Here is a 22,787-nt window from a genome sequence, read left to right on the forward strand (position 1 = left end):
CATCTCGGGAAGCCTGGAGCTCCTGCAGACCCGGATGAGCCAGGGCCGCCTGACCGACCTCGACCGTTACATCAACGCGGCACAGGGCGCGTCGAAGCGGGCGGCCGCGCTCACCCACCGGCTGCTCGCCTTCTCGCGGCGCCAGACGCTCGACCCGAAGCCGACCGACGTGAACGCCCTCATCAACGGCATGGAGGACCTGATCCGCCGGACCGTAGGGCCAGCCGTCCACATCGAGGTGGTCGGGGCGGCCGGCCTTTGGCCCGCGCTAGTCGACCCGCCGCAGCTTGAGAATGCGCTGCTGAACCTCTGCATCAACGCGCGCGACGCCATGCCCGAAGGCGGGCGCATCACCATCGAGACCGCCAACAAGTGGCTCGACGACCGTGCCGCCAAGGAGCGCGACCTCCCTCCGGGCCAGTACCTGTCCTTGTGCGTGACCGATACCGGCACCGGCATGACGCCCGACGTCGTCGCGCGCGCCTTCGACCCATTCTTCACGACGAAGCCGACCGGCCAGGGCACCGGGCTCGGCCTCTCCATGATCTACGGCTTCGCCCGCCAGTCGGGCGGTCAGGTGCGGATCTACTCGGAAGTCGGCCAGGGCACGACCATGTGCATCTACCTGCCCCGTCACTACGGCGAGGCGGACGGGGCCGAGAGCCTGCCGGACCTCGCCGGGGCGCCGCGCGCCGAGCAGGGCGAGACGGTGCTGATCGTGGACGACGAGCCCAGCATCCGCATGCTGGTGACCGAGGTGCTGGAGGATCTGGGCTACACCGCCATCGAGGCGGCGGACGCGGTCTCCGGCCTGAAGGTGCTGCAATCGGACGTGCGCATCGACCTGCTGGTCACCGACGTCGGACTGCCGGGCGGCATGAACGGGCGCCAAATGGCGGATGCGGCCCGGGTTGGCCGGCCGGACCTGAAAGTGCTGTTCATCACCGGCTATGCCGAGAACGCAGCCGTCGGCAACGGACATCTTGAGCCTGGCATGGCCGTGCTGACGAAGCCCTTCGTGATGGAGGCGCTCGCCTCGCGCATCAAAGAGCTGATCGCGGCGTCCTGACCGGCTGCCGGGCTCGCCGGACGTGGGGTCGGCGAGCCGGTCCTGAGTCCGCCCTAGCGCAGGCGCGGCGGCCCTTCGGTCGGCACCGAAGGTTGCCCGGAACCTTGCGGCGTAGGCGGCTGACGGACGCGATCTCGCCACTCGTCATGCAACTGCCCGACAGTCGCTCCCCACCCCGAGCGGCCTTCATCGATACTGGTGGATGGGCTCCGCGACAGTTCGCCAATGTGCCCGTACCTCAGAATGTCGTGACCGCCAGGGACCCCAGCTGCGTGGGTCTGCTCTCGCTCGGCGAGCAGACCTTTGAGTAGCTGAACGCGAAAGCCCGCTGATGGCGCAATTGAGACCCACAAGCTGAGCTGCTGCACCCTCGGCTTCGGAGAAACTGCGGGAGGCGGCTGAGCGGCTGAGATGGGCGCAAGGCCGAAGATCTCGAACATGGATGCGCTGAGAGCCTTCACGACATAAGCTGGCCAGGAGGCTTCGTGTCCTGGGCGGCGAGACAGTCATGACGCACAGGCTCTTCGTCGCGGCCGGCGCCGGCTGCATGCTGGGTGCGGCGGCATTTGCTCTGATCCCGCCCAGGGTTCCGCCTGAGGCCATCCGCATTGCCGTCACAAGTTCTGAACCCCTGCTTGACCGTGCTTGGCGCCTTCCTGTCGCCGCGCGCTTCGGGCGCGAGCTGGCGTGGCAGTCGAACGCCTCTCTCTGCGGACCCGCGAGCCTAGCCAACGTGTTCCGCTCCCTCGGTGAGCGGGCGAACACCGAAGTCGCGGTTCTTGCCGGCACCGGGCGCTGCTGGACCGGATACTGCCTGCTCGGACTGACCCTCGATGAACTTGCTGAGGTAGCGCGGGCGCGCACGAACCGACCGGTCAGGCTCCTTCGCGATCTCAGTGCCGAGGACTTCCGAGCGCACATGCGCCGCGCGAACGATCCAGGGCGCCGCTACATCGTCAACTTCAGCCGCGTGGTAATCTTCGGCGCGGGAGCAGGACACCATTCGCCGATCGGCGGCTACCTGGAGGGCGAGGATCTCGTCCTCGTTCTCGACGTGAACCACGCCTACCGGCCTTGGCTCGTCGAGCGGGCGCGCCTCTACGCGGCCATGGACACCCTTGATGGCAACCGGAAGCGCGGCCTTCTCCTGATCGAGTGACCGGCTCGATTCGTTGAAGCATCTGCTTCCAAGACCTTGGCCGATTCGGCGACGTCACAGAGACCAGCGCGAAGCCTCACTGTCTGGAGTTGGCCGTTTGCGGCCCGTCCGCTTCGGGGGCCAGACTTAGGTAAGCCGATGTTCGATGCGGCAGCGGCCAAGGTCTCAGAGTGACCCCTTCCGGACCTTCACGCCGCACAAGAGGAGCGTCCGGTCACGAGCGTTTTCCGGACATTTGCTTTCCCCCAGGGTTTTCCGACACGTGCCAGCCGCCTCACACTCGGCACGCGCACCCCAACCGACCTGTCGGATTTCTGGTCGTTTTCTCGAAATGGCATTCTACGCTGTTTCTGTTTGGACGGCCCATGATGCCAAGCCCTCTCGGAGTACCGCACGGTTCTCTCCAGGCAATTGTCCTGTGCTGTTGAGCGGATGCGAGCAAAAGGTATATCTCCAATCGCTCGCCGTGAACTTGTAGCAATTTAACATGCGGTTTTTAACCCAAGATAATAAGTGATTATAAATAATAAATCTGAAGTTTTACTTGCAACCACAGCAACCTTTATTGCAGAGACTGGTTGATCTCGCGCTTGGCTACCTCTTTTGCGTTTTTGATAAGCTACTTTGCACAACGGCGCGGGCACGCATCCACTCTCACACAGGTCCGCGCCGTCACCTTCCCTGGAAGTATCCACTATGCCGGACGCGACCCCACCATTCTCCTCCGAGTCCGTCGAAACGCTCATCGAGCGCCTCGGGGAGGGTGGGCCAGTCCGCTGTGGTGAGGCACCCGACTTCCTCCTGATGCAACTTGCAGATCTCGAAGTCGAAGCCCTGCAGAACGGCGCCTGCGACCGAACCCTCTCTCTCCTCGGGAGAGCGCGCGATGGCCGGCTTCGCCTGTCTGCGTACGTTGCAAGCGACGCCGCGCGGGCACTGAGGTGAAGGCATGCCGCGCTACTTCTTCGATGTTCAAAACGGTCGCGATACACGCGACCACGTTGGAACCGAGTGCGCAACCCTGGAAGAGGCATGCCAGCATGCCAAAGAGGTTCTTCCCGAGATCACGTCGCATGAGTTGCCCCGTGGCGGGGACCGACAGGCTTTCACCTTGCTGGTTAGGAACGAGCAGGGGCATCCCGTCTACTCGGCGGCCCTAATGTTCGTCGGCTTGGTGCTGACGGAGTAGATGGCCCCATGGACCCCATAAATCCCCTTACGCGCGGCCCATAGCGTCGGGAAAATAGTCGTTTTTCATACGTTCACGGCGGACCGCTGCGGACCGGTCTGTTCGGGAAAGCCCTGTGGGGACGCAGGATCTCCAAACAACTCAATGACACAGCGGTTGATGCGCGCTGGCCCAACTGGTGCCTGCCGGCTGAATGTAAGGCGCAACAGCACGCGCGTATCAATGATAACTCGCTTCCGGTTGAACCAACCACGTTTCGATGGGTTGAGGGAGGAGCGTGCCGATACTCCTGCCCAGTATGTTAATGCAGGATAATCGCGCACTTCATCCATTCCAGCCAACGAGGCAAGCGCATGTATTTCCACGACAAGCGGCTGCAATATCCCGTCAAGGTCGAGAACCCGGATCCGCTCTACGCCCGCATGCTCCAGCAGGCCATCGGCGGGATCGAGGGCGAGATCCGGGTCTGTCTGCAGTACTTCTTCCAGGGCTGGGGTGCACGCGGTCCGACGACCAAGTACCGCGACGTCCTCCTGCATACCGCCACCGAAGAGATCGGCCATATCGAGATGCTGGCGACCGCCGTCGCCCTGAACCTCGAGAACGCTCCGGCTTCCCTGCAGGAGACGGCAGCCGCCTCAAGCCCCATCATGAACGCTGTCATGGGTGGCGGAGAGCGGCCCCGCCACGCCGTCGAGGGCATGCTGCACAAGACCCTGCTGTCGACGGGCATGGCGGCCTTCCCGGGCAACTCGGACGGGCTGCCCTTCGATTGCTCGCACGTCTACGCCAGCGGCAACATCGTGGGCGACATGTTCGCCAACGTCGCCGCCGAGGCGACGGGCCGGACGCTCGCGGTGCGCCTGTTCAACGCGGCCCACGACAAGGGCATGCAAGACATGTGGCGCTTCCTGATCGCGCGCGACACCATGCACCAGCAGCAATGGCTCGCGGTCATCGACGAGCTCGGCGGCCTCACCGAGGGCCTGCCGGTCCCCAACAGCTTCGACCAGAACGAGGAGACGAAGGAGTTCAGCTACGCCTTCTTCGGCACCGAGCGGAACGGCGTGCCGGTCCAGCCCGGCCGCTACTCGCAGGGGCCCTCCCTCGACGGCAAGGGCGAGTACCATTTCGTCCAGGCCGAGCCCCTCGGCGAGGAGCCGGTTCTCGGCCCGGCCCGGCCCGATTCCGGCGCCCAGAAGGAGCAGATGAGCGAGCCGCCGACCAACACGAGTCTGCGCAGCTAAGAACAGGTAGAACCCTGATAGCCACGCGTCCTTGCTCACCCGAGGGCGCGTGGTGCCGATGAGGGTTTCCTGCGACAAGGTCAACACTGGGTCTCGGCGGCACCCGTGGGAGCGATGCCTGCCGCATTCGCGCCGTGAGGCGAACCTTTCTGCGTGACTGCACGTATCAGCTCTGGATGCAGATCCTGGTGCTGAGAGCAGGGGGGGCAGACCGCGTGACGGGAAGTAGGATCGTTGACGGACGGATCGAGCTGCAGCGCAGTGACGAGGAGCGCAAGCCTCTCCTGCAGCGATTGAACCGGATTGAGGGGCAGATCCGAGGCCTGAAGGCCATGATCGAGGCGGACCGCTACTGCTTGGACGAGGTGCAGCAGATCAACGCCATCACGGCGGCTTTGCGCGAGGTCGCGCTTCTGATCATTGGCCAGCATGTTGCGGAGGGCGTGCAGATCGCTGTGCGCGAGCAGGGTGGCGAGACAGCGATCGAGGATGTGATGCGGGTTCTACGGTCGGCCATGCGCACGCGCGATTGAGGCGGCCGCACCAATCGAAATCCATGCTGCAGGTTGATTGACAGGGCTGGGAGGCATCAGCTCCTCAGCGCGTCATCTCTTGAAGAAGCACACGACACCTTGTCGTCTTCATCAGCGCTCGCCTGCGCCTGCTTCTTGTCACGCTCGGCCTTGAGTTCCCGCTCAGCCACGAGCCAGAACTCGATCTCGAGCCCGTCGGGACGGTGGTTGCGCTCCCAAAGATCATAGGCGCGCTCGCGGATCTGCTCGAAGGTGATCTCGGGCGGCGTTTCCATGTGTTCTTGTCGTTGTTAGACCCAGATGGGTATGCCTGCAGTGGCCCTGCTTCCATCGGCCAGGAACAGGAGCCGCCCCGTCGCACGATGCGCACTCAGCCTCTTTCACACACAGCAATCGACGGGAGCAAAAACTCAAGCCATCGTAAGGCTCCATAACGCCCAAATGGCGAACCGCGCCGCAGCAGGAGGGCGCCTGTTGAGTTCCGCTGGAGCAAGCCCTCTTGGAACAAGCCCCGTCCCCAACGAGCTTGAGCCTTGTGACCGGGAACTGTTGGTGTCTCCCCTCGGCTCAAGAGCAGAAAACACGCTAAGGTCCTCGATCACCATGAACCTCGAACCTTCGGTCTGGCCGCGCGGTGATGGCGAGATGGCCGAGCGCATTCGCGAGCATGACTGGGCAGCAACGCTGCTCGGCCCCATCGGGCGGTGGCCGCAGAGCCTGCGCACCGCAGTGGACATGGTCCTCGCCATGCCCGGACCCGCCAACATCCTATGGGGCCCGGCCCACGTTCAGCTCTACAACGACGCCTACATCGCGATCGCCAAGGACCGGCATCCCGAATTGCTAGGCCGCCCGGCAGCAGAAGGCTGGCCGGAAGTTCACGCCGAGGTGCTCGTCCCAGTAATGAAAAGGGCTTTCGCGGGCCGAGCTACCCGGATCGCCGACCTTTCCGTTACCCTCCTCGGGCACGACGGCCGGTCCGTGCAGCGTGCGTTCGATACAACATGGTCGCCAATCCGGGACGACCACGGCGCGTTCGCAGGAGCAATGGAACTCCTCGTCGAGGTCGCCGACCGGCGCCGGGAAGAAACGAACTTGCGCGAGAGCGAGGCGCAGCACCGCCTCCTGATCGAGGACTGGGTGCAGGCGGTTTGGGAGACCGATGGGAGCGGTGTTGTCGTCGCCGACAGCCCGAGCTGGCGTGCCTATACCGGCCAGACCCTAGGGGAGTGGCTCGGGTATGGTTGGCTGGACGCGATCCACCCCGACGATCGGAGCTATGCCGAGCGGCAATGGCGAGAGGCGATCTCGGCCCACGGACTCATCAACACCGAGTTCCGCCTTCGTGCTCCCGACGGCGGCTGGCGCTGGACGAATGTCCGCGCCGCCCCCGTGCTCAACGCGGGCGCGCATGTTGAGAAATGGGTCGGGATCAACATCGACATCGACATCCGCAAGCGCAGCGAGGAGCGCTACCGCACCCTGTTCGATGCGATGGACGAGGCCTATGCCGTGGTGGAGGTGATCCGAGACGAGTCTCACGCGTGGAGCGATTTCCGCTTCCTCGAGGTGAACCCTGCTTTCATGCAGCACACCTCGATGCCCTACCCGGTCGGCAAGACGGCGACGGAGTTGCTTGGCACGCCGAACCCGCGCTGGACGCAGATGTATGGACAGGTGCTCGACACCGGCGAGCCCTTGAGGGTTCAGGAAGCCGAGCAGACGCTCGGGCGCATTTTCGACCTCAACATCTTCAGCCTTGATCGCGAGCGAAACCGCGTGGCGGTGCTCTTCACGGATATCACTGGGCGGGTCTGCGCCGAGGCGGCGCTGCGTGAGAGCGAGGAGCGCTTCCGCGCGCTGGTCACGGCGGGTGGCAACACAATCTACCGGATGAGTCCCGACTGGCGGCGGATGTACCAGCTCGACAGCGCTACTCTTGCCGCGACGGCCGAGCCGATCGAGGATTGGGTCGAGAAGTACATCCTCGCCGAGGACTTGCCGCGCGTCCGCGCCGCGATCGACGTTGCAATCGACACCAAATCGCTCTTCGAGTTGGAGCATCGTGTGCTGCTGGCCGACGGCAGCGTCGGATGGGTGCTGTCGCGAGCTGTACCGCTGCTCGGGCCGAACAGCGAAATCGTCGAGTGGTTTGGCGCTGGGAGCGATGTGACCACGCGCCGCGAGATGCAGGAACGCCAGGGGGTACTGGTCGCCGAGCTGCAGCACCGCACCCGCAACCTGCTCGGCGTAGTGCGCTCCATCGCGCAGCAGACTATGGCCCAGACCGGCCCGACAGAGCATTTCCGCGAGCAGTTCAACGACCGGCTCTCCGCCCTCTCACGCGTTCAGGACCTGCTCTCCCGATCTGACCAGGAGCCTATCACCCTTCGAGCGCTGATCCAGACGGAGCTTGATGCACTCGGAGCTGGAGCCATGCAGGATCGCATTAGGTTGCACGGACCTTTCGTGCGCCTACGCAAAGCGACGGTGCAGACCTTCGCACTCGCCCTGCACGAACTCGCCACCAACGCCCGCAAGTACGGCGCTCTAACTTCGGAACATGGCCAGCTCCGAGTGACGTGGCGAACCTACGCGGCTGACGGCGAGGGCCGACGCCTGCTGCTGGATTGGGTGGAGGAAGGCATCAGCCATCCACTTGAGGGGCGGGACGCAGTGTCCAAGCGGCGCGGCTACGGGCGCGAGTTGATCGAACGAGCCCTGCCCTACGTGCTGCAGGCCGAGACGAGTTACGAACTCGGCGAGACGGTGCTGCGTTGCTCCATCGACCTGCCGCTCAGCGAGCGTGCTGACCCAAGGACCCGCGCATGACCTCCACCACGAACCCGCTTGCCGGCCGCCGCGTGCTTGTCGTGGAAGACGAGTACTTCATCGCCGACGATCTCCGGCGGCACTTCGAGGAGAGAGGAGCTGAGGTTCTGGGGCCGGTGCCACGTGTCGAAGACGCTCTCGCATTGATCGCAGCCACGGCCGAGATCGATGCGGCCGTGCTCGATGTCAACCTGCAGGACGAGATGGTCTACCCTGTGGCTGACGCCCTGCAAGCGCGCGGCGTGCCCTTCCTGTTTGCCACGGGCTACGAGAAGACAGCGATCCCGGCCCGCTTTGCCGACGTGCGCCACTGCGAGAAGCCGTTTGAGCCTGAGCGGATTGCCGGAGCGCTGTTCGCCTGAAGGTAGCGGCACCGGGCCGGATCAGGTCGGTTCCGCCTCATCGACAATCCAGGCGACCTGGGGCAGCGCGATTGTGCAGCTCAAACCGGTCGGCGCGAAGTCAAGGCTGACCTCGGCCCGCAGCTCATAAGGCAGCACGCTCTCAAGCAGCGTGAGGCCGAAGCCTGTGCGCTGCGGTGGTGAGACAGGCGGACCGCCCCACTCGCGCCACGTCATGACAAGACGCGGCTCGGGACCCTGCTCGCGCCGCCAGGATACCTGAATCCCTCCCTCATCGCGGGTGAGCGCCCCGAACTTGATCGCGTTGGTGGCCAATTCGTGGAAGGCCAGGGCGAGCGGGCTCGTCGCCTGGGGCTGCAACCGGATGCGAGGGCCGGACATGTCCACCTGCTCGCCTTCCTTGGCCTGGTAGGACAGCAACTCGTCCGAGATCAGCGCGTGCAGGTAGAGCTTGGCGCGCGGGTCGGTCACCATCGCGCCGTGGACGCGTCCCAGAGCCGTGAGTCGTCCATCGAGGTGCATACCGTAATCCTCGACGCTCGCACTCGTCTCGCCCGAGCGGCGTGCGACCGAGCGCACCACCGTTAAGATGTTGCGCACCTGGTGCTGGAGGGCGCCGACGAGCTGGCGCCTGTCCTCTGCCAGCGAAACGCAGCGTGCCTCGGCCGCGGCTAGTCGACGCTCGGCTTCGGTAGCCCGTGCGTCGGCCGCGTCAAGCTGCTGGCGCAGATCGGTGTCGTTGGTGTTCAGCCTCGCCTCCGGGAGTGGTTCACCAAGTGGACGGCCCGGGGTGGCCGGTTCCCACATGGACAACCGCGGGAGGTAGGATACCGTTCTGCCCGAAATCAACTGCGTTGCTTCTTGCAGGTTGATCCTGGAGCCATGCGGTTCTGCCTGCGACGGAGGAAGAGGGACGTTGTCGCCATCCCCTGATATCCGGAAGCTCTTCGCCTGCCCCGTGCGCCTTGGATAAGCGCACCAGCACCGCGACCAAGCGGTGATCAGCCAAAACAAGCTCGCTGTCCTCGTCGCGACTGCCGGCCGCGAGGAGAACAGGCTGAAGGTGCAGGCTCATGACGCGCCAGGCTCTAGATGCAGGTAGGCGGGGTCGAACTCACCCGCAGCGCACAATGCGCGCCAGTCCTCGATCACCAATGCGCGGCCACGCAGCGTGATCAGGCCCTGGCTGCGCATGTCCATCAGCACACGGTTGACGTGCACGTTCGACAGCCCGAGCGCATCGCCGATGTCGACCTGCGTGATCGGCAACTCGCAGCGGTGGGCCGCCGCCAAGCCGACCGCCTCCAGCTTCAGGTACATCTCGCAGAACTGGTGCGCGATCCGCCCGAAGGCTGTCTTGCGGCCGATGCCGATCATCCACTCGCGGAAGATGGCCGCATCGACCAGCGTGTCGCGCCACAGGGCCGCGCCCAGGCCCGGAAACTGGATCGTGAGTTCGCGCATGCTCTCATGCGGGATGAAGGCGAGCCGGCAGGCCGTGACGGTGGCAAGGCTGTGGTCCATCACCCGCAGGTGCAGGCTTTGCAGGTCCGGCAAATCGCCTGGAACATGGAAAGAGAAGATCTGCCGCTTGCCTTGGTTCAGGAGCTTGTAGCGGCAGGTCCAGCCCGAGAGGACGAGGCAGCAATGCGCGGGTTGGTCCTTGTCGCGCACGATGTCCTGCCGGGCGTCGAGCAATCGGACAGTCGCCGGCATGCTCTCGACAGCTTGGCGTTCCTCGACCGAAAGCGAGGCGATGCTCTCCAGCTTGCGCACGAGCGGGGTCAGATCGGAGCCGGAAGCTGAAATCAAGAGCGTCTCACTGGGCCTTTGACTGGAGGCGCTGGGCGCTCCCGAAACCACCAGCACCTGCTGCAGGTCCGCTGATGTCAGCCTCGCGATTACGATGCAGATTAACCTGTGCCATTTTCACAGGTTAATCCCGCTCATTCATTCCAGAGCCTTGCGTCGGTATTGTGTGATACCCGACGAACCGAGCACTCGAGCCGCGATCAAACGGTCGCTTTCACGCGAGCAAGGCTGCCATGGGAACACTGTTCCATAACGTTCAACCTGCGAACGTCTGCTCATAGATCAACATCGGTCCTCCGCGATGAGGCCGCAGTCGGTCGGCTGATGGCGCGATCCGGACCTACGACTCAGCCCGAGACGATGTCTGCTCCTCGGAATTCGTCTGACGCCGCTGGATGGCTGGAATGGGCGCGAAGCTGCCGGCCGGGTCTGGCCGAAAGCCGCTGGCCCGCCTCGCAGAAGGCTTGCCGGAAAAGCGGACGAGCAGATACCGACCCATAACGGCCCCATGGCTTTGCTGCACGGCTTACTCCGCTCTCTTCCACCATCCTGCGAAGCCGGAACTCTCGACGCTGAGTTTGGCTACAGGCTCGAACGAAGAGGGTAGGACCATTCCCGCCCTTCGTTCATCGAGAAGCTGATCAGTCACATCGTCCGGCCACAGGGGCGGGCCTGCGCTCGCCACACCACCGACCGCAGTGATGGCCGAAGTCGCGAGATTCGGAATGATGCTCCAGGCCACGGTAGCGCAGACCTCGATGAGCGCCAGGGCGGTACGGGTCGCCACTGCTGCACGGGGGCGGTCGGTTCGGAGCGACGACCAGGGCGCCGCGGCCTGGACGTAGGCGTTCGCGCCTGCCCAGAGCGCCCGGGTCTCCGCCGCAGCGTGCCGAAACTCTCGTGCTTCATGGTGGGCGCGGATCGTACTCACGCGTTCCCGAACACTCACCGCGAGCGCGCGTTCGGCCTCGCCGTGCTCGCCACCCTCGGGCACGCATCCATCGAAGGCGGTTCGAGCAAAGCGCGTCACCCGCTGGACGAGGTTGCCGAACACGTCGGCGAGGTCCTTGTTCACGTCCGCCGCGAACCGCGCCGCTTGGAAGTCCACGTCCGCGCGCTCGGGTGCGTTCGCGATCAGCCACCAGCGCCACAGGTCGGCGGGCAGCGCGTTGAGCGCCGCTTCGCAGGACAGGCCGCGTCCCTGGCTCGTCGAGAATTTGCCGCCCTCGTACGTGAGCCAGTGAAAGCCCTTGATCACGTCCACCGTCCGCCAGGGCTCCCCGGAACCCAGCAAGGTGCCGGGGAAGCTGACGGCATGGAACGGAACGTTGTCCTTGCCGAGGAACTGCACGTAGCCACTCCCGCCGGCAGCCTCACCCCACCACCATTCTCGCCAGTCTCGCCCCTGAGCGGCGGCCCAGTCCTGGGTGGCGGCGATGTAGGCGATGGGCGCGTCAAACCAGACGTAGAACACCTTGCCCTCGAACCCGGGGCGCGGCACCGGCACGCCCCAGGTAAGGTCGCGCGTGATGCAGCGGTCCTTGAGGTCCGCGGTCAGCCAGCTTCGGGCGAGGGAGGCGACGAAGGGCGGCCACCCCAAGCGGGTGTCGAGCCACGTGTTCAGCCGGCCCACGAGCGCCGATTGACGGAGGAACAGGTGGCGGCTCTCGCGTACCTCCAACCGGGTGTCTCCTGACAGCATCGAGCGCGGCGCGATCAGGTCTACGGGGTCGAGCAGGGTGCCACAGGCATCGCACTGGTCGCCCCGTGCCTCGGGAGCGCCGCAGTATGGACAGATCCCATGCACGTAACGGTCCGGCAGGTAGCGACCGTCAACGGGCGACCAGACCTGCGGAACGACGCGCTCGTCGATCAGCCCGGCCGCGTCGAGGCGATGGTAGAAGTGCTGGGTCAGCGCATGATTGGAAGGCGCGGACGAACGGCCGAAGTGATCGAAGCTCAGCCCGAAGCGACGGTATGTATCTGCCTGACGAGCATGCTCGACGTTGCAGAAGGTGCGGGGATCGAGATGGGCCTGGGCCGCTGCGATCTCGGTGGGTGTGCCATGTTCGTCGGTCGCGCAGACAAAGAGCACATCGTTTCCGATCTGACGGTGGAAGCGCGCGTGCACGTCGGCAGGCAGCAGGGAGCCAACGAGATTGCCGAGGTGCTTGGCGCCGCTGACGTAAGGCAATGCGCTGGTGATCAGGATACGGCGTGACATGTGGGAGCGTCCTGTGCGGAGATGGTGGACGCGCCGAACCTCAAGTGAATGAAAAAAGCCCTCCCGCTCGGCACGGAAGGGCTGGGTTCGACGCTCTCGCCTATCTCGCGCTGACGCGCGTCACCCTCTCCGGCCGGACCTGTCGCGGTCAGGCCGAATCATTCGCAAGGCAGAGGCGAAGAGCGTACGCATGTAAGATGCTTATCGTGCCAGTGGGCCATGAGCAAGGCAGCGCTGCGCTTACCGCCATGGTGTCCTTAATCGATCCATGTCGGGCGTTCGGAAGGCCGTCAGGGTTATCCGACAGCGGTCATAGGTCGGCTGCTGCTCAAGGTCGGCTCGGGATGGCCGCTGACACCTAATTAAAGGCCCTAAGACGACATTGAACTTTACACCACGCACAAATCGTTCCGGGCGTATAAAGTTCACTCTAAGATTGGAAATATCGCATCTATTCGCGGATACATTTAATCCGAGACTGCTTGTTCTAAAACTACATCCATCCACATCTTTATCGCTCGGCAAAGCCGCACTGCTCCTGAAGCCAAGTCAGAAAGATTTCGACCGGCGCCGCTATAGGCTGAAGAGTTGAGTGGGCATAGAACGACTCGCCCGGATAGCAGACGTCCGGCAATGGGCAGCGCAGACGATACCGCCGCGAGGTTCCGTCGAAGAACTGTCGAGGTGCGATCGTCGAACCGAGACCGTCGCGGACCGCGTGCAGAGCTACGTGCAGGTGATCGAAGCGATGGCCGCCCTCTATGAGGGGTCTGCCCAGCCTGGCACGCTCGAACCACGCTTCCCAATCGCCCGGGCGGCTCGAAGAGGCGATCGGCTTGTGCTTCCAAATGTCGGCTGGGCATTTGACGGGTAACTCGCGGAGCAGAGAGCTCGCGCTCACTGGGGTGAGCTTCTCCTCGAACAGGTGTCTGGCGGGTCCGATCCGCACCGACGCCTTCGCAAGCGAGCCGCGACTGATCACGACGTCGTTCCTGGAGAAGTCCGCCGTCTGCCCCGTGAGCCGCGTGGCGATCCACACGGACAGGCCCGCGTGTCGCGCCTCAAACTCCCTGATGCGCGGCAGCAGGAAGTACATCGCAAATGTGGCCGGTGCGTCCACAGAAATAACCCGATATGAGTGGTCTCTGCGGACATAATCGCACGCCGCACCGATCTGGCGGATCGAGTCGGCGACCCTGTCGGCAAGGACGTTCCCGTACGGCGTCAGCTGGAGTGCACGCCCCTGACGCGAGAACAGGCTCTGGCCGAGCCACTCCTCAAGCGCCGAGATCTGCTTGCTCACCGCACCGTGCGTGACACCGAGCTGCTTGGCTGCGGCCTCCAGATTTTGCGAGCGCGCTGCCACGGCGAAGGCGCGCAACGCGGTGAGCGGGAGCTCCCGTTCGTTCATCTCACCTTGCTCCTCGCACCATACACCCGTACCTCGACCTGATAAGCCGTCTGTAAAATTTCTCACATGTGAGTGCGTATTATTCGATTGTATATCACATGTCAGGTGGCATCACTGGTCCGCCCGTCGCCCGCCGCTTTCAACGTGGGCCGGAAGTATTGGATCAAGGATATGCCCCAGATGTCATCCGCCCACCGTCCGCAGACGACGACGCACGTGGAGGCCAATGGGCGCACCTACGCCCTGCCGAGGCGGCCGACGGTTGTCGTCTGTCTCGACGGCTTCGACCCGGAGTACTTGGAGCGTGGCATCGCCGACGGCGTCCTGCCGACGATCGCTGCTTTGAGGACGAAGGGCTACGTCGGTAGCGCGCTCGCCTCAATTCCCACCACGACGAACACGAACAATACCTCGATCGTCACTGGCGTCCCACCCGCGGTCCACGGCATCAACGGCAACTACTATCTCGACGCGGAGACAGGCGAAGAGATCATGGTTACAGATGCGCGGCGGCTGCGGTGCGGCACCATCCTCGGCGCCGTAAGCAAGGCCGGCGTGCAAACCGCCGTTGTCACCGCCAAAGACAAGCTGTTGAAGGTGCTCGCCTACGAGATGGACGGGATCGCGTTCTCGTCGGAGCAGCCGAACACAGCCGACCTTTCAGCTGTCGGTGCGTCCGGCGGCGAGGAGCTGGTGGGGCGTGCCAGGCCCGATCAGTACTCGGCCGACTTGTCGCTGTTTGCGCTGGACGCGGGGCTCAAGCTGCTCGCGTCCCTGAAGCCGGGGCTGATGTACCTATCTACCTCCGACTACGTGCAGCACAAGTATGCCCCAGGCGATGCCGAGGCCAATGCGTTTCACGCCGAGGTGGACAAACGCATTGCGCGGATGATCGAACTTGGTGCGACGGTGGCGCTGACCGCGGACCACGGCATGGCCGACAAGGCGGCGGCCGACGGTCAGCCCAACGTCGTCTACGTTGAGGACGCACTGACGGCGAAGTTCGGCGCGGGGAGCGTGCGGGTGATCTGCCCCATTGCCGACCCGTTCGTACGCCACCACGGGGCGCTCGGCGGCTTCGTGCGCGTGCACCTGCTCAAGCCGGGCGACATCGCGGCGATGATGACCTATGCGCGCTCACTACCGGGGGTCGAGCTGGTGCTGGACAAGGCGACCGTGTGCGAGCGCTTCCAGCTCCCCCCGGATCGCGAGGGTGATTTCGCCATCTTCACCGACCGCGCGACCGTGATTGGCGCCCGGCGCGAAGACCACGACCTGTCGGCCCTCGGGGGACACCGGTTGCGCTCGCACGGTGGGATCGGCGAGCAACGCGTCCCGCTCATCCTTTCGCGCCCGCTCACGCCTGAATACCGGGAATGGGCGGAGACGGGCGTGGTGCGCAACCTCGATGTCTTCGATTTCGCTCTGAACGGCGTGTCCTGACCGGTTGAGTAGCGTCGCTTGACCAGGCGGGTGCGCCATACCCGCCACCAGGGCTTTGGCCGCGCTGGGGCTCTCGCTGGATCGCCACGAACAGCGACGGTCGTCCCTCAGAATCACCGACGCCCACCCGGCCATGGTGGTCCGCCGCGCGATAGGCACGGCCTCCGTCATCGTCGCTCTGACGCGTCAGTACAGTTGGCGCAACAGTTCTATGCGGCAAAAGGGATGACCGCATTGCGTGTGCTTCTAATAATTCCAAAGATTAATAATACAAAAGCGTTTCGTCTTCTTAGAAAATGGCGAAGATATTATTCTGATCGCCGATGGGAGAGAAATAATGTCAAAGATCGGCAGCAATCTGCTGGTGGAGCCGGTTTTGGCTGCGCCCATAGCACGTACACGATACCGTTCGCTGCAGTGGCGAATGCTACTCACCGTGATGTTCTGCTATCTATTCTACTACACCGGGCGGCAGACCCTCGGATTTGCGATCCCCGGCATCCAAGCCGAGTTCGACGTTAGTAAGCAACTCATCGGCTGGGTCTCTGCCGGCATGCTCTGGGGCTACGCGATCGGCCAAGCGATCAATGGTAACCTCGGCGACAAATTCGGCGGTCGCAAGATCGTCACCGCCGGCGCGATTTCGTCGAGCCTAATGAATTGGGCAGTCAGCTTCGCAGTCGGGTACAAGACCCTTCTCTTGGGGTGGTGGCTTAACGGCTATCTCCAAGCTCTCGGGTTCGCCCCGGGCAGCCGCATCATCTCCAACTGGTGGACCAAAGCTGAGCGCGGGAAAGTCTACGGCCTTTACCTGTTCGCCGCCGGCATGTCGTCGGTCGTCACCTACATTCTCGGCCTAGTCGTCGTCGACCTGCTGCATCTGCATTGGAGGTGGGTGTTTCGCCTGCCGGTGGTTCTCCTGATCTTCGCCGGTCTGTGCTTCTTCTTCATTGTGCGCGACACCCCCGAGGAAATGGGCTTCAAACGCGAGCATGAGGCTGAGGAGAGCGCGGAGGAACTCGCCAAAGACGACGACGCGAAGCCAGAGACCTCGGCCGAGCGCTACCGGGCCATCCTCACAAACGCGAAGATCCACATCGGCGGTCTGGCGCTGGGCTTCAACAACGCCGCCCGATACGGGCTCGTTGTCTGGGTCCCGGTGCATTTCTTGGAGGCAACGGCTAAGCTGGGCGCGGTCACGGGCCTGAACGCGCGGTGGATCACCGTCGCCTTGCCTGTAGGGATGGCGTTCGGCGCCCTCTCGAACGGGTGGATCTCGGACCGGGTGTTCGGGTCGATCCGGTGGAAGCCGATCACGCTGTACATGTTCTCCGCCGTATTGGCGGCAGCGGTCATGTACACTCTCCCGGTTTCAAGCCTTTGGGCAATCCTTGCGCTCTTCCTGTGCGGCTTCTTCGTGTACGGGCCTCACGCAACGTTCTGGGCCTTGGTGCCAGATCTGGTCGGACGCCGACGGGCTGGTACGGCGACCGGTGTGATGAATACCTATTCGTATCTCTTTGCAGGGTTGGCGGAACCGGCGATCGGCCATCTGCTCGATGTCACGCACGATACAGCCCTGGTCTTTACGGTGGTCGGCGTTTGCTGTGCCCTCAGCGGTCTTTGCGCTATTCTCATTCGACGGTGAGCTGACGTACAGCCTGTAAACTGATCGTCCTCGAAGCGTCTTCTCAGCAAGCAGAATAGGCTGCGTGCGGCGGCCGGACTGGTCGCCGCGGCGAGCGTCGAGTGTTGGTTTCGCCGTACATACATCCGGGCCGTTCGGCCGAGTCGCGCCGAACATCGGCCCATCACCGATCTGAATTTTGAGGTGGGGTGCCAGCTACCGGTTAGACCCACGCGTTCGGGTCAGACCGAACCGCCACCAAGCAGCAGTTCCGAATGTCCAAGAAGGGTCGTGAGTCAGCGCGACGGCGACGTCGGTTTCCTGCAACCCTCTCACAGAAGCCGACAGTCGCAATTTCACCCACCTAAGACGCTCATACAGGCCAACGGCCACGACAAGATCTGGCCGTTTGCGGCTGTCTTGTTTTCGGGAGCCACAGCGATGAAGCGGACGGTCTGCAACCCGCTTGACGACTGGCCCAAACGTCACGCGCGTGCGTGGCGACGCCGGTATTCGGCCGGCGTCGTGCCGACCCGGCGCATGAACGCGCGCCGAAGCGTGTCGGCGTCGCGGAAGCCGCAGGCACCGGCAACCTGCTTAAGAGCGGCGTCCTCCGTTTCAAGGAGGCGGCGGACGGCCTCGATCCGGACGTTCTCGACATAGGCAGCCGGTGTCAGGCCCGTCTCGACCCGGAACAGGCGTGCGAAGTGGCGCGGGCTCATCCCCGCCCGTTCGGCAAGACGGTCGACGCCGTGATCCTCGGCCGGGCGCGCGGCCACCCAGCGCTGCACCTCCTGCAGGGCCGAGCGGCCGGTCGGGGCGCTGACGCCTCGACGGCTGAACTGCATCTGACCCCCGCCGCGCTTGAAGAACATGACGAGCTGGGCCGCGACGCGGCGAGCGACCTCGGCACCCAGGTCCTCCTCCACGAGCGCCAGGGCGAGATCGAGCCCGGCTGTGACCCCGGCCGCGGTCCTGAGTGGCCCGTCGAACAGGCAGATCGCGTCGGGCTCGACCGATGCCTCGGGAAACCGCTCCGCCAGCACACCCGCCACGGCCCAGTGCGTCGTGACCCGGCGGCCGTCGAGCAGGCCGGCCTGCCCGAGTAGGAAGGCGCCGCTGCAGACCGAGCCGTAGCGTCGGCAGCGCGCTGAGGTCCTCCCGAGCCACTCCAGCAGGACAGCCCGAACCTCCAGGTCCTGGATCCGGGGAGCACCCGCGACCAGCAGAGTGTCGAACTGCGTCGGCGCCCTCTCAGGAGCAACCAGATCCGCGACCAGCGCGCGCCCGGACGACGTGGTCATATGGCCGGGCTCCGTCCCGACGATGGCCAGGTCGTAGGTCACTCGGCCGCTCTGGGCATTCGCCTCGGCGAATACGTCGAGGGGACCGGCCACGTCGAGGAGCTGGGCGCCGGGAAGGACGAGGACGGCGATTGATCGGGGTGCCATGCAGGCTCCGTGGCTGACGATGCGCGCATGATGGCAGAAATCGTCGCGACAAGACGATTGATGCCATTCGCGATGCTCCGTAGCTCAACGGGAGGCTCAGCGCAAAGGAGATCCACCATGAGCATCCAGTCCGAAGCCGCCGTCCCCGATAGCGCTCTCGCTAAGGCGATCACCGAGTTCGTCCGCGACAGCGAGACCGAGCTGCTCTTCAACCATTCGAGCCGGGTCTATCAGTTCGGCGCGCTGGCTGGCGTCCATCGCGGCCTGACCTTCGACCGCGAGTTGCTCTACGCGGGTGCCATGTTCCACGACCTCGGCCTGATGCCGGATCACAGTAGCGCGGAGGAACGCTTCGAGGTGGACGGTGCCAACGCCGCCCGCGACTTCCTGAAGACGCACGGTGTGCTCGAGGGGGACGTCTATACGGTCTGGACGGCCATCGCGCTCCACACCACGCCGGGCATCCCGGTCCACATGCACCCGGTGGTCGCGCTGGTCACGGCCGGCGTCGAGATGGATGTGCTGGGCCTGACCTACGCCGAGTATTCCGACGCCGAGCGCGAGACGATCGTCTCAGCTTATCCCCGCACGCCGAACTTCAAGGAGGACATCATCCAGGCCTTCTACGACGGCATCCGGCACAAGCCGGACACCACTTTCGGCAACGTGAAGGCCGACGTGATCGCCGACAAGGAGCCGGCTTTCCGCAAGGGCAACTTCTGCAGCGTGATCCGGGCCTCCCGCTGGCCGGGCGGCACCCATGCGCCGGGTTGCGGATGCGGGCACCACGACTGAGCCACTCTCCCGCTCGACGAGTTGGTCTGTTCGCCGACAGACGCCGCGCGAGATCTGCCTGCCGACGTAGGATCATGGCCGCCGGCTCACGCTCGTGGCAGAGCGCTGGCGGGCACCCGACGTATCCCTGCTGCGTCGACGACGAACACGGACGGTAACATTCTGCACCCACCGTCCAGATCGGAGACCCCCACCATGATGACCCGTCGAAACTTGAACCGTGCCCTGGTCGCGGCCGCGACCGCCGCGCTGCTTCCCGGCGCGGCACTTGGTCAGGATCTACCACGGGCGCGGAACGTCGTGCTCGTGCACGGGCTCTTCGCCGACGGCTCTTGTTGGTTGGAGGTGATCCCGCGGCTGCAGGCGGTAGGCCTCAACGTCACCTCGGTGCAGAATCCGCTCACCACCTTCGAGGAGGCGGTGGCCTCCGCCCAGCGTGTGCTGGCGCGGCAGGAGGGACCGACTGTGCTGGTCGGCCACTCGTTCTCCGGCATGATCGTGACCGAGGTCGGTATCGACCCGAAGGTGTCCGCGCTGGTCTACGTCGCGGCCCGGGCGCCGGATGCGAACGAGGACTACACGGCGCTGGCCAAAACCTACCCGACGCCGCCGGCCTCGGCCGGGATCCTGTTCGACGGCGACGAAGGGCGCCTCAGCGAGGCGGCCTTCCTGAAGGACTTCGCGGGCGACCTGCCGGCGGACAAGGCCAGGGTGCTGTTCGCGGTCCAGCAGCCCTTCCGCAAGGCCTTGCTGACGGGCAGGACCACCCAGGCGGCCTGGCGGTCGAAGCCGAGCTTTTACGCGGTGTCGACCGAGGACAGCACGATCAACCCGGAGCTCGAACGATTCATGGCCAAGCGCATGAACGCGAGGACCGTGGAGCTTAAGGCGAGCCACATGTCCTTGATCTCGCAGCCCCAAGCCGTCGCCGACCTCATCCTTGAGGCTGCAGGCCATCTGCAAGGACGTCCCTGACCGGACCGACCTTTGTAAGCCGAGACACGCTTTGGCCGCCCGAAGATGCCGACTCTGTCCCGACCCCTGCGGAGGTCTGGGATGAAGGTGTCGGTACAGGGCAGAGGCTTGTGCTTCTACGCCAGCACGCGAAGGTCGAGCGCTGCGGCACTCCGGCGGCATACGCGGGCGAGACATCGCCGCGGCCGGGCACGGCAAAGAATTGTCGTCATCCTCCCTACCGCGGGGAGCCGACGTCAGCTTTGGAGAAACCGCGGAACGCAATCGAATAGCCGACACGGGCGCGAAACAGCCGGCCGGAGTTGGCCGTAAGCTGCCGGTCCGCTTCTGACGTTCAAACCGGAAGAGCAGACCTTTCTCGTGACTGAAGTGGTTGCTCCTAAAGGAGGCTGCGCGGTCCTTCTATCTGCTTAAAGGTCCACTCTGATCCGAGGGGTGCACGCTCGGCGAACAACCACAACCTGCTCAACAAGCACACAGCGGGAACCGTCGTGGACGCGGAGATCAAGATCACCAACATTATCGTGCTGTTGCTGCTCGTTAGGCTTTAGAGATAGCCGATGATCGCCGCTCCAATGATCCGCATTCGGACCCCAAAATTCCACACTGCGAAAACCTAGAGTGAATCAGGGCCGCCGTCAGGCGACCGCGACCCTGATTTCAGACTAGACCAATACCGTGCGCTGCATCCGGACGAACAATGCCCCTGGACCCATCCCTTGTGGTCCAGGGGCATCGGCAGGTCCGATAGTAAAATTCAGCGGGCGAAAGCGACACGTCCATCGACAGCGTCGCGAGCCGCGACGACACGAGCCACGTCCTGCCTAAGCAGGTAGACTGAGACGACCAGTAGCACGAGATCCTTCAGGAGGAAGGCGGCGTTCATTGCCATGGCGGGGAAGCCACCGGCGCCCGCGTCCCAGGCATCGGGCACGAACGGCAGGATCGTCAGGGTCGAGATGAAGGTGGCCGTGGAGCCGAAGGCACCCAGCACCCCCAGCTTCTTGTTCCAAAAGCCCAGGAGCAGGAGCGTACCAAACGTCCATTCCGAGGCGCCCAGGAAGATGGCCGTGCCGCGAATGCCCAGGACCGGGATGGTCCAGAAGGTGAAGGGACCGTGCGTGATCAAGGGAAGCAATCCCCGGATCTCGGCCTCGAACCATTTGTCGTATCCGAACCAAGCGAAGATGACGACCATAGCGGCGCGGAGCAGGTGGTAGTCGAGGTCGCGCCGGAGCAAGAACGAGCCGGCCAGCTTGTCGATAAGGAAGTTCATGGTGCCCTCCGTAGGCGCTGAAGTTGGTGCACCCTTTCTATCTACGGCGTCTGAGACTATGAATGCTTGAAAGTACCGCAAACATGCTTCTTGATCTCAATCTGGCTTAGTCGACGGCCCTGTGGCGAGCGGCTCGGGGGCGAGACGGTCGTAGCAGCACGGGGCGATGGGTAGGGCCAAGCCGACGATGCCCGTTGGTCATGCCGGCCAGGGTGCGCGTGGCATTCGCAATCCGGCAACGCACATTCAGGGCTTGGCGGAGTTCGGTCCGTGACCTCTTCGGGCTCAAAGAGGCAGGGTCGGAAGCAGGGTTGGTTTACAGGCGCTATGCGAGCTGATTAGTGCGGAAAACAACGGGTATTCCGCCCTATCGTTTCAAACCCCAGAGTCCGCCATGACAACACCCGAGGACTGGCTGAGCCGCCTGCTCGCGCTCGTCCCCGTCCGCGGACGCCTCGACATCTACTGCGCCTACGGTTCTCCCTGGCGCATCGACCAAGCCGGTGCCGCGGTCGGCGAGATGGCCTATCACGCCCTCGTCGCCGGATCGGCCGTGCTTGAGGACCCGACGGGTGGCCCACCGCTGCACCTCTCGGCCGGTGACATCCTGCTGCTCCCGCAGCGGGTGGACCACATCCTGCACGATGGCAGCGGGGCACCCGCAGCGCCAGCGCATACACGGACGGCCGCCAACCTGTTGATCAGCGAGAACGAGGGCACGGGCGAGCGGCTCGACATGCTCTGCGGGCACTTCGTGCTCGCGCGCGCCCAGGAACGCCTGTTGCGGGACTACTTGCCGCCGCGCCTCGTGGTGCGAACGGCCGACGCGGGCGCGTCCGCGACGATATCGGGAACCCAGGACGTGCTGACTAGCCTAGTGTCGCTCATGCGCCACGAGGCGGTGTCCGACGGACTGGGCGGCCGGGCCATGCTGGACGCGCTGTCCACGGCACTGTTCACCCTGACGCTGCGACTGGCCAGCGAGGCCCATGACAGGCCGGTCGGCTTGCTGGCCCTGGCGGGCCACAGCCGCCTGGCTCCGGCCCTGTCGGCCCTGTTCAACGAGCCGGGCCGCCCGTGGACGCTGCCCAAGCTGGCGCGGCTCTGCAACATGTCCAGGGCGACCATGGCGCGGCAGTTCCAGGAGAGACTGGGCCAGTCCGCCAGCGAACTGCTGACGGACATCCGCATGACCCTGGCGGCCAGCGAGTTGCGCAAGCCGTCCGCGAGCACGGGCGGGGTGGCGGAGACGGTCGGGTATCAGTCCGAAGCCGCCTTCCAGCGCGCGTTCAAGCAGCGCATGGGTGTCACACCGGCGCAGTGGCGGCGCGGCGCCCAGTCCGCGGAACTGGCCGTCCCGTCACTCCCATCGTGACGACCGC

19 protein-coding genes are annotated in these 22,787 nt (G+C 64.5%); 12 read left to right on the forward strand and 7 right to left on the reverse strand.

All coding sequences use genetic code 11. The features are described from left to right. From F6X53_RS27815 to F6X53_RS27835, 5 genes are all read left to right on the forward strand, one after another. A partial coding sequence (locus F6X53_RS27815; RefSeq protein WP_151004500.1) for an ATP-binding protein occupies window positions 1–1,069 on the forward strand: 1,069 nt, incomplete at its 5' end. A gap of 508 nt (window positions 1,070–1,577) precedes the next feature. After that, a complete protein-coding gene (locus tag F6X53_RS27820; RefSeq protein ID WP_151004502.1) occupies window positions 1,578–2,228 on the forward strand; it encodes a phytochelatin synthase family protein in 651 nt (216 codons plus the stop codon). A gap of 949 nt (window positions 2,229–3,177) precedes the next feature. Further along, complete coding sequence (locus tag F6X53_RS27825) at window positions 3,178–3,417, forward strand: DUF6894 family protein (protein WP_151004504.1); 240 nt, start codon at window positions 3,178–3,180, stop codon at window positions 3,415–3,417. 353 nt (window positions 3,418–3,770) lie between these two features. Further along, window positions 3,771–4,664, forward strand: coding sequence for a manganese catalase family protein (locus F6X53_RS27830; protein ID WP_151004506.1), 894 nt, complete (start codon window positions 3,771–3,773; stop codon window positions 4,662–4,664). Window positions 4,665–4,840: 176 nt separating this feature from the next. Then, window positions 4,841–5,197 (forward strand): metal-sensitive transcriptional regulator, encoded by a 357-nt coding sequence (locus tag F6X53_RS27835; RefSeq protein WP_151004508.1) that lies wholly within the window; start codon window positions 4,841–4,843, stop codon window positions 5,195–5,197. Window positions 5,198–5,253: 56 nt separating this feature from the next. Here F6X53_RS27835 and F6X53_RS27840 read toward each other — a convergent pair whose 3' ends face one another. Continuing rightward, complete coding sequence (locus tag F6X53_RS27840) at window positions 5,254–5,472, reverse strand: DUF2934 domain-containing protein (protein ID WP_151004510.1); 219 nt, start codon at window positions 5,470–5,472, stop codon at window positions 5,254–5,256. A gap of 328 nt (window positions 5,473–5,800) precedes the next feature. Between F6X53_RS27840 and F6X53_RS27845 the strand changes: the two genes are divergently transcribed. After that, entirely contained in the window at window positions 5,801–8,029 is a 2,229-nt protein-coding gene (locus F6X53_RS27845) for a PAS domain-containing protein (protein WP_191971028.1), read from the forward strand. Continuing rightward, a complete protein-coding gene (locus F6X53_RS27850) occupies window positions 8,026–8,391 on the forward strand; it encodes a response regulator (protein WP_151004514.1) in 366 nt (121 codons plus the stop codon). The genes F6X53_RS27845 and F6X53_RS27850 overlap by 4 nt, the downstream gene beginning before the upstream one ends. Window positions 8,392–8,412: 21 nt before the next feature. Here the strand turns inward: F6X53_RS27850 and F6X53_RS27855 are convergent, their stop codons facing one another. The 4 genes from F6X53_RS27855 to F6X53_RS27870 form a co-directional block, all read right to left on the reverse strand. Next, entirely contained in the window at window positions 8,413–9,198 is a 786-nt protein-coding gene (locus F6X53_RS27855) for a sensor histidine kinase (protein WP_151004516.1), read from the reverse strand. Window positions 9,199–9,462: 264 nt separating this feature from the next. Continuing rightward, window positions 9,463–10,167: a Crp/Fnr family transcriptional regulator gene (locus F6X53_RS27860; protein WP_238296040.1), complete on the reverse strand. Its 705-nt coding sequence runs from the start codon at window positions 10,165–10,167 to the stop codon at window positions 9,463–9,465. 562 nt (window positions 10,168–10,729) lie between these two features. Further along, window positions 10,730–12,427 carry a methionine--tRNA ligase gene (gene metG, locus F6X53_RS27865; RefSeq protein WP_151004518.1) on the reverse strand — a complete coding sequence of 566 codons (1,698 nt, stop codon included), beginning with the start codon at window positions 12,425–12,427 and terminating at the stop codon, window positions 10,730–10,732. Between the two features lie 511 nt (window positions 12,428–12,938). Continuing rightward, window positions 12,939–13,838, reverse strand: coding sequence for a LysR substrate-binding domain-containing protein (locus tag F6X53_RS27870; protein ID WP_151004520.1), 900 nt, complete (start codon window positions 13,836–13,838; stop codon window positions 12,939–12,941). 180 nt (window positions 13,839–14,018) lie between these two features. Between F6X53_RS27870 and phnA the strand changes: the two genes are divergently transcribed. After that, the gene (gene phnA, locus F6X53_RS27875) at window positions 14,019–15,281 is read left to right on the forward strand and encodes a phosphonoacetate hydrolase (protein WP_373875935.1); all 1,263 of its coding nucleotides are present in this window, start codon (window positions 14,019–14,021) and stop codon (window positions 15,279–15,281) included. A 337-nt stretch (window positions 15,282–15,618) separates the two neighbouring features. Next, window positions 15,619–16,929 (forward strand): MFS transporter, encoded by a 1,311-nt coding sequence (locus tag F6X53_RS27880; RefSeq protein ID WP_151004522.1) that lies wholly within the window; start codon window positions 15,619–15,621, stop codon window positions 16,927–16,929. A gap of 464 nt (window positions 16,930–17,393) precedes the next feature. Here the strand turns inward: F6X53_RS27880 and F6X53_RS27885 are convergent, their stop codons facing one another. Next, the gene (locus tag F6X53_RS27885) at window positions 17,394–18,359 is read right to left on the reverse strand and encodes a GlxA family transcriptional regulator (RefSeq protein WP_151004524.1); all 966 of its coding nucleotides are present in this window, start codon (window positions 18,357–18,359) and stop codon (window positions 17,394–17,396) included. A gap of 117 nt (window positions 18,360–18,476) precedes the next feature. On the opposite strand from F6X53_RS27885, the gene F6X53_RS27890 reads away from it, so the two are divergent. Both F6X53_RS27890 and F6X53_RS27895 read left to right on the forward strand, forming a co-directional pair. Continuing rightward, a complete protein-coding gene (locus F6X53_RS27890) occupies window positions 18,477–19,154 on the forward strand; it encodes an HD domain-containing protein (protein WP_151004526.1) in 678 nt (225 codons plus the stop codon). 195 nt (window positions 19,155–19,349) lie between these two features. Beyond that, a complete protein-coding gene (locus F6X53_RS27895) occupies window positions 19,350–20,129 on the forward strand; it encodes an alpha/beta fold hydrolase (protein ID WP_151004528.1) in 780 nt (259 codons plus the stop codon). Between the two features lie 757 nt (window positions 20,130–20,886). Here the strand turns inward: F6X53_RS27895 and F6X53_RS27900 are convergent. After that, window positions 20,887–21,405 (reverse strand): DUF417 family protein, encoded by a 519-nt coding sequence (locus F6X53_RS27900; protein WP_151004530.1) that lies wholly within the window; start codon window positions 21,403–21,405, stop codon window positions 20,887–20,889. Between the two features lie 394 nt (window positions 21,406–21,799). On the opposite strand from F6X53_RS27900, the gene F6X53_RS27905 reads away from it, so the two are divergent. Further along, the gene (locus F6X53_RS27905; protein ID WP_151004532.1) at window positions 21,800–22,780 is read left to right on the forward strand and encodes an AraC family transcriptional regulator; all 981 of its coding nucleotides are present in this window, start codon (window positions 21,800–21,802) and stop codon (window positions 22,778–22,780) included. Window positions 22,781–22,787: the final 7 nt, after the last annotated feature.

This window comes from Methylobacterium soli (assembly GCF_008806385.1).
Taxonomy (GTDB): Bacteria; Pseudomonadota; Alphaproteobacteria; order Rhizobiales; family Beijerinckiaceae; genus Methylobacterium; species Methylobacterium soli.

Coding starts and splice junctions, on each gene's coding strand:
- F6X53_RS27895 (WP_151004528.1), top strand. CDS start 19,350: ATGATGACCCGTCGAAACTTGAACCGTGCCCTGGTCGCGGCCGCGACC.
- F6X53_RS27850 (WP_151004514.1), top strand. CDS start 8,026: ATGACCTCCACCACGAACCCGCTTGCCGGCCGCCGCGTGCTTGTCGTG.
- metG (WP_151004518.1), bottom strand. CDS start 12,427: ATGTCACGCCGTATCCTGATCACCAGCGCATTGCCTTACGTCAGCGGC.
- F6X53_RS27855 (WP_151004516.1), bottom strand. CDS start 9,198: ATGTGGGAACCGGCCACCCCGGGCCGTCCACTTGGTGAACCACTCCCG.
- F6X53_RS27900 (WP_151004530.1), bottom strand. CDS start 21,405: ATGAACTTCCTTATCGACAAGCTGGCCGGCTCGTTCTTGCTCCGGCGC.
- F6X53_RS27905 (WP_151004532.1), top strand. CDS start 21,800: ATGACAACACCCGAGGACTGGCTGAGCCGCCTGCTCGCGCTCGTCCCC.
- F6X53_RS27885 (WP_151004524.1), bottom strand. CDS start 18,359: ATGGCACCCCGATCAATCGCCGTCCTCGTCCTTCCCGGCGCCCAGCTC.
- F6X53_RS27890 (WP_151004526.1), top strand. CDS start 18,477: ATGAGCATCCAGTCCGAAGCCGCCGTCCCCGATAGCGCTCTCGCTAAG.
- F6X53_RS27845 (WP_191971028.1), top strand. CDS start 5,801: ATGAACCTCGAACCTTCGGTCTGGCCGCGCGGTGATGGCGAGATGGCC.
- F6X53_RS27830 (WP_151004506.1), top strand. CDS start 3,771: ATGTATTTCCACGACAAGCGGCTGCAATATCCCGTCAAGGTCGAGAAC.
- F6X53_RS27820 (WP_151004502.1), top strand. CDS start 1,578: ATGACGCACAGGCTCTTCGTCGCGGCCGGCGCCGGCTGCATGCTGGGT.
- F6X53_RS27840 (WP_151004510.1), bottom strand. CDS start 5,472: ATGGAAACGCCGCCCGAGATCACCTTCGAGCAGATCCGCGAGCGCGCC.
- phnA (WP_373875935.1), top strand. CDS start 14,019: ATGTCATCCGCCCACCGTCCGCAGACGACGACGCACGTGGAGGCCAAT.
- F6X53_RS27835 (WP_151004508.1), top strand. CDS start 4,841: ATGCAGATCCTGGTGCTGAGAGCAGGGGGGGCAGACCGCGTGACGGGA.
- F6X53_RS27825 (WP_151004504.1), top strand. CDS start 3,178: ATGCCGCGCTACTTCTTCGATGTTCAAAACGGTCGCGATACACGCGAC.
- F6X53_RS27870 (WP_151004520.1), bottom strand. CDS start 13,838: ATGAACGAACGGGAGCTCCCGCTCACCGCGTTGCGCGCCTTCGCCGTG.
- F6X53_RS27880 (WP_151004522.1), top strand. CDS start 15,619: ATGTCAAAGATCGGCAGCAATCTGCTGGTGGAGCCGGTTTTGGCTGCG.